This window comes from Rhodopseudomonas sp., from assembly GCF_048594845.1.
GTDB lineage: Bacteria > Pseudomonadota > Alphaproteobacteria > Rhizobiales > Xanthobacteraceae > Rhodopseudomonas.
Window position 1 is genome coordinate 1 of the sequence record NZ_JBMDXE010000064.1, and the last position, 7,878, is coordinate 7,878.

Consider the following 7,878-nt stretch of genomic DNA (forward strand, 5'->3'; position numbering starts at 1 on the left):
TCTCTGTCGAAGGGCAGGTGGGAGAGGCGGGATCGGACTGGGTGTCGATCGCGACGTAGCGCAGGAAGCGCTCGGTGACGCCGTGGCTGAAGGCGATGCTGTCGCGTGAACTGCTCACTGCCGGGTCACTGCCTTGCACCGCTGTCCTGAAAATCGTCCCGGACTGTGGGGATTGCAAACGGCCGAATCATGGAGCCGTTCAGAAGCCGCGACCCCGGCCGCCGCAGGGCGGCCGGCCGGGATCGCGAATGTCGAATCGGAAACCTTAGATGGCTTCCTTGAGTTCCTTGGCGGCGCGGAACGCGACCTTCTTGCTGGCCTTGATCTGGATGGTCTCGCCGGTGGCCGGGTTGCGGCCGGTGCGGGCGGCGCGCTTGCGGACCTGGAGGATGCCGAGGCCGACGATGCGGATACGCTCGCCCTTCTTCAGGTGCTTGGTGATGCGGGCGACCATGTCGCCGAGGATCGCCTCGGTCTGCTTCTTCGACAGCTCGTGCTCCTCGGCCAGCGCCGCGGCGAGATGCTTCAGGGTAACGGTCGTGGGGGTTGCGGCTTTCGCAACTGCTTTCTTCGCCATATTTAGCCCTCCGGGTTATGTAGCGGCTTAGGAAACTAAGACGTAGCAGGCCTTAAACGATTCGGGTGGCGCCTGCATACGCTGTTTCCCCTGAAAACAGCGCATTTTTCGCATCGGCTGTTCAAAAAGCACCGAAAGCAAAGGACAACCGCGACGCTGTGGATGTAAACCCACAACCTCTGCGTAATCGGCTTGACTTGCCGATGACGCCCCGGTAGATCGACCGCCTGCGCGGGACGCAAACCACGCGGGAGTAGCTCAGTTGGTTAGAGCGCCGGCCTGTCACGCCGGAGGTCGCGGGTTCGAGCCCCGTCTCTCGCGCCATTTAGCCTCGTTAAGTCAGGCGTTTGGCGACACCCGCAGAAATCACCCCGACAATTTGGTCTGATCGATCTGAAGCGCCTTTTACGCTTTAGTTGTCGCGTTGCCGTTGATGCGGCCAGGCGGGCGAGGCGCGCTGAGCGTGACCGCTGTTGTGAGGTCCGGGTCGCCGGCTGCGATCTTCTCACTTCATTCAGCACGTTGTGCAGAAGTTGGGGATCGGCCTACGCCGCGGCCTCGTCGCGATCGTCGTCAACGGACGCGCATGAAGAAGGCGAGGGACCTCCGGAAACAAATCGGCCGCCCGATGGGCGGCCGTCGTCAAGCCTGTGTGAGGGGCGATGCGCCAAAGCGCAGCCGCGCCTATCTCACGGTCGAGGTCTCGGAGCTCGTCACGGTGATCTGCTTGGTGGCCTTCACGACGTGAGCCGTCTGGCTGTAGTCGGCGCCGACGCGAGCCGAAATTCCAAGGGCCGCCACCGTAATGCCGGCGACAAGAGCCACCACCACGATCTTCAGGTGGGTCGCGCGATCCGCTGAATGAATTGAGTGATTCATTGCCGCCTCCGCGAAGAGCGTGCTGCTGCTTCGACGATTGGACTCTTAGGCGGCGTGTGTTTCAGGATAGTTTCGCCGGGCCGGGAAATGGTTTCGTCGGCTGCGGGTATGGTTTCCGACTGGTATACGATCCGCGGTTCAGCCGAAGATGCCTCGCCGCGGAGATGTCGCTGAAGGTGTGAACCGCTGTTTGCGCATGTGTCCGGGAGAACCCATGTCTTGTCCGGATAGGCCGTTACCTCGTTGTCAACACAGCTTGTCTTGCGCCCCCTGTTGCACTGCGCTAAGCGGAGGTAGAACAATTCAAATGCAAACGAGTCTGCGGCGGTGCACAACCGCGGGATAGGGAACGGTAATGAGCGGCATTCTGCCGAGTTATCTGCCAATCGTCGTGTTTATTGTGGTTGCGGCTGGTCTGAGCTTTGTGCTCTTGGTGGCGCCATTCGCCGTCGCCTATCAGCAGCCGGATCCGGAAAAACTCTCAGCTTATGAATGCGGGTTCAACGCTTTCGGCGATGCTCGCATGAAGTTCGATGTGAGGTTCTATCTAGTCGCGATCCTCTTCATCATCTTCGATCTCGAGGTCGCGTTTCTGTTTCCCTGGGCGGTGGCGTTCGGGAAGCTGGGCGCGACCGGGTTTTGGTCCATGATGGTGTTTCTCGGCGTGCTGACCGTCGGCTTCGCGTATGAGTGGAAGAAGGGTGCACTGGAATGGGATTGAGGCCAGCCTCGATGCAGCAGACGCCGTCGGCTACTCCGGTTGGTGCTCAGCCGCTGATCGCGCCGGCGCCGCGCGGGATCATCGATCCGAACACCGGCAAGCCGATCGGCGCCGATGATCCGTTCTTCCAGAACGTCAATCGCGAACTGTCCGACAAGGGCTTCTTCGTCGCCGCGACCGACGACCTGATCACGTGGGCGCGCACCGGCTCGCTGATGTGGATGACCTTCGGTCTCGCCTGCTGCGCCGTCGAGATGATGCAGCTGTCGATGCCGCGCTATGACGCCGAGCGGTTCGGCTTCGCTCCGCGTGCGTCGCCGCGTCAGTCTGACGTGATGATCGTTGCCGGCACGCTGACCAACAAGATGGCACCCGCGCTCCGCAAGGTCTACGACCAGATGCCGGAGCCGCGCTACGTCATCTCGATGGGCTCCTGCGCCAACGGCGGCGGCTACTATCACTATTCCTACGCCGTCGTGCGCGGCTGCGACCGCGTTGTGCCGGTCGACATCTACGTGCCGGGCTGCCCGCCCACCGCCGAGGCTCTTCTGTACGGCATGCTGCTGCTGCAGAAGAAGATCCGTCGGACCGGAACGATCGAACGCTAAGAAGGCTACTTTATGGACGACAACGGGCTCGACACCCTTGGTCAGACGATCGTGGCCGCCTTGCCGGGCGCTGCGCTCGGTCACTCGGTTGCGCACGGACAGCTCGAGATCGCGATCGATCCGCTGAAGGTCGTGGACGTCGTGCGGGTGCTGCGCGACGATCCGCGTCTCCGCTTCGTCAGCGTGATCGACGTGACTGCAGTGGACTATCCGGGCCGCGAGCTGCGGTTCGACATGGTTTACCACTTCCTGTCGCCGACGCTGAACGAGCGGGTGCGGCTGGTGGGGCAGGTCGGCGAAACCACGCTGGTGCCGTCGATCATCAGCGAGTTTCCGGGCGCCGACTGGTTCGAGCGTGAGGTGTACGATCTCTACGGCATCGTCATCACCGGGCATCCGGACATGCGCCGGATCCTGACCGACTACGGCTTCGACGGCCATCCGCTGCGCAAGGACTTCCCGCTCAGCGGCTTCGTCGAGGTCCGTTACGACGACGACCAGAAGCGGGTGGTGTATGAGCCGGTGCGGCTCAACCAGGAATTCCGCAAATTCGATTTCCTCTCGCCCTGGGAGGGCGCCGACTATCCGATCCTCCCGGGAGACGAGAAGGCGGGAGTGAAGCCGTGATCGCTCGTACCTCATCGTTCGCAGACGCGCGGAGCTCGTGTCATGGCTGATGCTGCTACCGAGGCCGCTGGTCTTCGCAACTTCACGATCAATTTCGGCCCGCAACATCCGGCAGCGCACGGCGTTCTGCGGCTGGTGCTGGAGCTCGACGGCGAAGTCGTCGAACGCGTCGATCCGCATATCGGCCTGCTGCATCGCGGCACCGAGAAGCTGATCGAGGCCAAGACCTATCTGCAGGCGATCCCGTATTTCGATCGGCTCGACTACGTCGCGCCGATGAATCAGGAGCACGCCTTCTGCCTCGCGACCGAGAAGCTGCTCGGCATCGAGGTGCCGCGCCGGGCGCAGCTGATCCGCGTGCTGTATTGCGAGATCGGCCGCATCCTGTCGCACATGCTCAACGTCACCACGCAGGCGATGGACGTCGGCGCGCTGACCCCGCCGCTGTGGGGCTTCGAAGAGCGCGAAAAGCTGATGATGTTCTACGAGCGCGTCTCCGGCAGTCGGATGCACGCGGCGTATTTCCGCGTCGGCGGCGTGCATCAGGACATGCCGAAGCAGCTGATCGACGACATCGACGTCTGGTGCGACAACTTCGTGCAGACCGTCGACGATCTCGAAACGCTGCTGACCAACAACCGCATCTTCAAGCAGCGCAACGTCGACATCGGCGTGATCTCGCTCGACGACGCATGGAAGTGGGGCTTCTCCGGCGTGATGGTGCGCGGTTCGGGTGCCGCCTGGGACCTGCGCAAGGCGCAGCCCTACGAGTGCTACGCCGAAATGGATTTCGACGTTCCGATCGGCAAGAACGGCGACTGCTACGATCGCTACTGCATTCGCGTCGAAGAGATGCGGCAGTCGGTCAAGATCATGAAGCAGTGCATCGCCAAGCTGCGTGCTCCGGACGGGCAGGGCCGCGTCGCGGTCGACGACAACAAGATCTTCCCGCCGCGTCGCGCCGAGATGAAGCGCTCGATGGAATCGCTGATCCATCACTTCAAGCTCTACACCGAAGGCTTCCACGTGCCGGCCGGTCAGGTCTATGTCGGCGTCGAAGCACCGAAGGGCGAGTTCGGCGTGTTCCTGGTCTCGGACGGCACCAACAAGCCGTACAAGTGCAAGGTCCGCGCGCCGGGCTTCGCGCATCTACAGGCGATGGACTACATGAACCGCGGCCATCTGCTCGCGGACGTGTCGGCCATCCTCGGCTCGCTCGACATCGTGTTCGGAGAGGTCGATCGGTGATCGCTCCTGCGCCCATCCAGTTTGACCGCGCGACCGGCGCTCTCGAGGGGGCAAGCGCCCTTGAGCGCCTGGCCGCGTGCGCGCTGGTGATGGGCGCACGCGTGTCGTCATCGTTCTCGTATCGTGGCTACAATGCCGCGGCGAATTTGATGCGCAAGGCGCTGCCGGAACGTGACATCGCGATCAAGCTCAACCCGGACGCCACCTTTGTGTTCCCCTACGGCGATGGATACTGGAGCAAGTTGCTCGAGCGTTCCTATCGCTACGAAATCGAGCTCGACCTTTTGTTCGCGCATTCGGCCGACGTCGATTATACCTTCGTCGATTGCGGGGCGAATTACGGCTACTGGTCGGTGCTGGTATCGAGCCGTCCGTTCGGCGCGCACCGCACGATCGCGATCGAACCGTCTGGTGCCAATTTCGCGCGGCTGACCCACAACGCCAAGGTCAACGGCGACCGCTTCGACGTGATGAAATGCGCGATCGGCGCCACGCGCGGCACCGCGCGGCTGTCGGGCACCAAGCACGAAGCGCTCAGCATCGTCGGCAACGACGAGACGGGCGAGGAAGTGCCGGTGATCCGCCTCGACGACCTGCTCGACGACGGCCAGCTCGCGATCGACGGCAAGTACCTGGTCAAGCTCGACGTAGAGGGTGTCGAGATCGACGCGATCCGTGGCGGCGAGCGGCTGCTGCAGGCCGACACCGCGATCCTGTGCGAAGAGCACGGCAGCGACCGCGCTCACACCGTGTCACGCTTCATTCTCGAACATACGCCGCTGAAACTGGCGGTGTACGACCCCGGCAGCAACCAGTTCGAGGCCGTCGTGGACCTCGCGATCCTCGACCGGATCAAGGTCGCATCGAATGTCGGCTACAACGTCGTCGGAACCGCGAGTGCGTTCTGGCAGGCCCGAATTGAAAACCTGAATGCGAGCGCGGCCAAACGCGCGATGAGAAACTGATCATGTCCGTCCGTCGTCTGGCTCCCAAAGAGCTGCAACCCGCCAGCTTCGCCTTCACCGAGGAAAACCTCGCCTGGGCGCAGCGCGAAATCGGCAAATATCCGCCCGGCCGCCAGTTCTCGGCGGTGATCGCCATGATGTGGCGGGCGCAGGAGCAGTGCGGCGGCTGGCTGCCCGAAGCTGCGATCCGTGTCATCGCCGACATGCTCGAGATGCCGTACATCCGCGCGCTGGAAGTCGCGACCTTCTACACGATGTTCCAGCTCAATCCGGTCGGAAAGAAGGCGCATGTTCAGGTCTGCGGCACCACGCCCTGCATGCTGCGCGGCGCCGGTGAACTGATCGAAGTCTGCAAGAACCGCATCCATCACGATCCCTTCCATCTATCGGCCGACGGCGACTTCTCATGGGAAGAGGTCGAATGCGCCGGTGCCTGCGTCAACGCGCCGATGGTGCAGATCTGGAAGGACACCTACGAGGACCTGACGCCGGAGCTGCTGAACAAGGTGATCGACGGTTTCGCCGCCGGCAATCCGCCGAAGCCGGGTCCGCAGAACGGCCGTCAGTTCGCTGCGCCTAGCACGGGCCCGACGACGCTGAAGACCGGCGGCATCAATGTCGCGCCCGCCGACAAGGACGGGCCGGCGCTGACCGATGCCGAGCCGAAGCGGGCCGGCGAGGCTGCCAACGTGCAGGAACGGCCCGCGCCGAAGGCGCCGGCCGCCGACGCCTCCGAAAAGAACCCGCCATGATCGCGCCGATGGGAGCCGGCCGGGACAGGGCCGTGGGGATCGTACCGATGAGCAAGCCGCTCTACATCGCGATGCACGCCGTCGTCGCGGCCGTCTTCATCTTCGTGCTGCAGCGCTACGCGCTGAGCGCGACATTCGAGTCGAGCCTGATCTGGGCGCTCACCTTCGGGGGATGCGCCGCCGGGCTCGCTTACATGCAATCGAATCGCTGACAGGGAACGTCGCAAGCCATGCTCGACGACAAGGACCGCATCTTCCGGAACCTGTACGGCCTCGACGATTGGGGCCTCAAGGGCGCGCGCCGTCGCGGCCAGTGGGAAGGCACCAAGGCGATCATCGACAAAGGTCGCGACTGGATCATCAGCGAGATGAAGGCGTCGGGCCTGCGCGGCCGCGGCGGCGCCGGCTTCCCGACCGGCCTGAAATGGTCCTTCATGCCGAAGGACAATGCCGACGGCCGGCCGAGCTATCTGGTCGTCAACGCCGACGAATCCGAGCCGGGCACCTGTAAGGACCGCGAGATCATGCGGCACGATCCGCATACGCTGGTCGAAGGCTGCCTGATCGCCGGCTGCGCGATGGGCGCCCATACCGGCTACATCTACGTGCGCGGCGAATTCATCCGCGAGCGCGAGCATCTGCAGGCGGCGATCGATCAGGCCTACGAGGCCAAGCTGATCGGCAAGGACAACGTCCACGGCTATCCGTTCGATCTTTACGTCGCGCACGGCGCCGGCGCCTATATCTGCGGCGAGGAAACCGCGCTGCTGGAGAGCCTCGAAGGCAAGAAGGGCCAGCCGCGGCTGAAGCCTCCGTTCCCTGCCAATGTCGGCCTGTTCGGCTGCCCGACCACGGTCAACAACGTCGAATCGATTGCCGTCGCGCCGGACATCCTGCGCCGCGGCGCAGCGTGGTTCTCCAGCATCGGCCGGGCGAACAACGTCGGCACCAAGCTTTACGGCATCTCCGGCCACGTCAACACGCCGTGCGTCGTCGAAGAGGCGATGAGCATCCCGTTCCGTGAACTGATCGAGAAGCACGGCGGCGGCATCCGCGGCGGCTGGGACAATCTGCTGGCGATCATTCCCGGCGGCGCGTCGTGCCCGCTGATCCCGGCCGAGGATTGCCAGGAGCTGATCATGGACTTCGACGGCACCCGCGCGGTGAAGTCGAGCTTCGGCACCGCCGGCGTCATCGTCATGGACAAGTCCACCGACGTCGTCGCCGCGATCGCCCGCATCAGCTACTTCTTCAAGCACGAGAGCTGCGGCCAGTGCACGCCGTGCCGTGAAGGCACCGGCTGGATGTGGCGCGTGCTCAGCCGCATGGTCGAAGGCCGCGCCCACAAGCGCGAGATCGACATGCTGCTCGAAGTGACGAAACAGGTTGAAGGCCACACCATCTGCGCGCTCGGCGATGCCGCCGCGTGGCCGGTGCAGAGCTTCGTCAAGCACTACCGGCACGAGTTCGAGTACATGGTCGATCATGGCGGGCGCAGCTT

General features: G+C 63.7%; 10 protein-coding genes and 1 tRNA gene. 9 read left to right on the top strand and 2 right to left on the bottom strand.

Annotation, left to right across the window (positions count from 1 at the left end):
- Positions 1 to 265: 265 nt before the first annotated feature.
- Positions 266 to 577, bottom strand: coding sequence for an HU family DNA-binding protein (locus ACOJTD_RS03395; protein ID WP_054160665.1), 312 nt, complete (start codon positions 575 to 577; stop codon positions 266 to 268).
- A gap of 247 nt (positions 578 to 824) precedes the next feature.
- On the opposite strand from ACOJTD_RS03395, the gene ACOJTD_RS03400 reads away from it, so the two are divergent.
- A tRNA-Asp gene (locus ACOJTD_RS03400) sits at positions 825 to 901 on the top strand.
- Between the two features lie 360 nt (positions 902 to 1,261).
- Here ACOJTD_RS03400 and ACOJTD_RS03405 read toward each other — a convergent pair.
- Positions 1,262 to 1,456: a hypothetical protein gene (locus ACOJTD_RS03405; RefSeq protein WP_420131531.1), complete on the bottom strand. Its 195-nt coding sequence runs from the start codon at positions 1,454 to 1,456 to the stop codon at positions 1,262 to 1,264.
- A gap of 355 nt (positions 1,457 to 1,811) precedes the next feature.
- Here ACOJTD_RS03405 and ACOJTD_RS03410 point away from each other — a divergent pair, with 355 nt between their 5' ends.
- The 8 genes from ACOJTD_RS03410 to nuoF form a co-directional block, all read left to right on the top strand.
- Positions 1,812 to 2,177: an NADH-quinone oxidoreductase subunit A gene (locus ACOJTD_RS03410; protein ID WP_054160663.1), complete on the top strand. Its 366-nt coding sequence runs from the start codon at positions 1,812 to 1,814 to the stop codon at positions 2,175 to 2,177.
- 11 nt (positions 2,178 to 2,188) lie between these two features.
- Entirely contained in the window at positions 2,189 to 2,785 is a 597-nt protein-coding gene (locus ACOJTD_RS03415) for a NuoB/complex I 20 kDa subunit family protein (protein WP_054160662.1), read from the top strand.
- A 12-nt stretch (positions 2,786 to 2,797) separates the two neighbouring features.
- Complete coding sequence (locus ACOJTD_RS03420) at positions 2,798 to 3,412, top strand: NADH-quinone oxidoreductase subunit C (RefSeq protein WP_420131532.1); 615 nt, start codon at positions 2,798 to 2,800, stop codon at positions 3,410 to 3,412.
- A 42-nt stretch (positions 3,413 to 3,454) separates the two neighbouring features.
- Positions 3,455 to 4,660, top strand: a complete 1,206-nt coding sequence (locus tag ACOJTD_RS03425) for an NADH-quinone oxidoreductase subunit D (RefSeq protein ID WP_420131533.1) — start codon at positions 3,455 to 3,457, stop codon at positions 4,658 to 4,660.
- Positions 4,657 to 5,625 (top strand): FkbM family methyltransferase, encoded by a 969-nt coding sequence (locus ACOJTD_RS03430; protein ID WP_420131534.1) that lies wholly within the window; start codon positions 4,657 to 4,659, stop codon positions 5,623 to 5,625. The genes ACOJTD_RS03425 and ACOJTD_RS03430 overlap by 4 nt, the downstream gene beginning before the upstream one ends.
- Positions 5,626 to 5,627: 2 nt before the next feature.
- A complete protein-coding gene (gene nuoE, locus ACOJTD_RS03435; protein ID WP_420131535.1) occupies positions 5,628 to 6,377 on the top strand; it encodes an NADH-quinone oxidoreductase subunit NuoE in 750 nt (249 codons plus the stop codon).
- Entirely contained in the window at positions 6,374 to 6,589 is a 216-nt protein-coding gene (locus ACOJTD_RS03440) for a hypothetical protein (protein ID WP_420131537.1), read from the top strand. The genes nuoE and ACOJTD_RS03440 overlap by 4 nt, the downstream gene beginning before the upstream one ends.
- 18 nt (positions 6,590 to 6,607) lie before the next feature.
- Positions 6,608 to 7,878 (top strand): NADH-quinone oxidoreductase subunit NuoF (gene nuoF, locus ACOJTD_RS03445; RefSeq protein ID WP_420131536.1); only part of this gene is annotated, 1,271 nt, incomplete at its 3' end.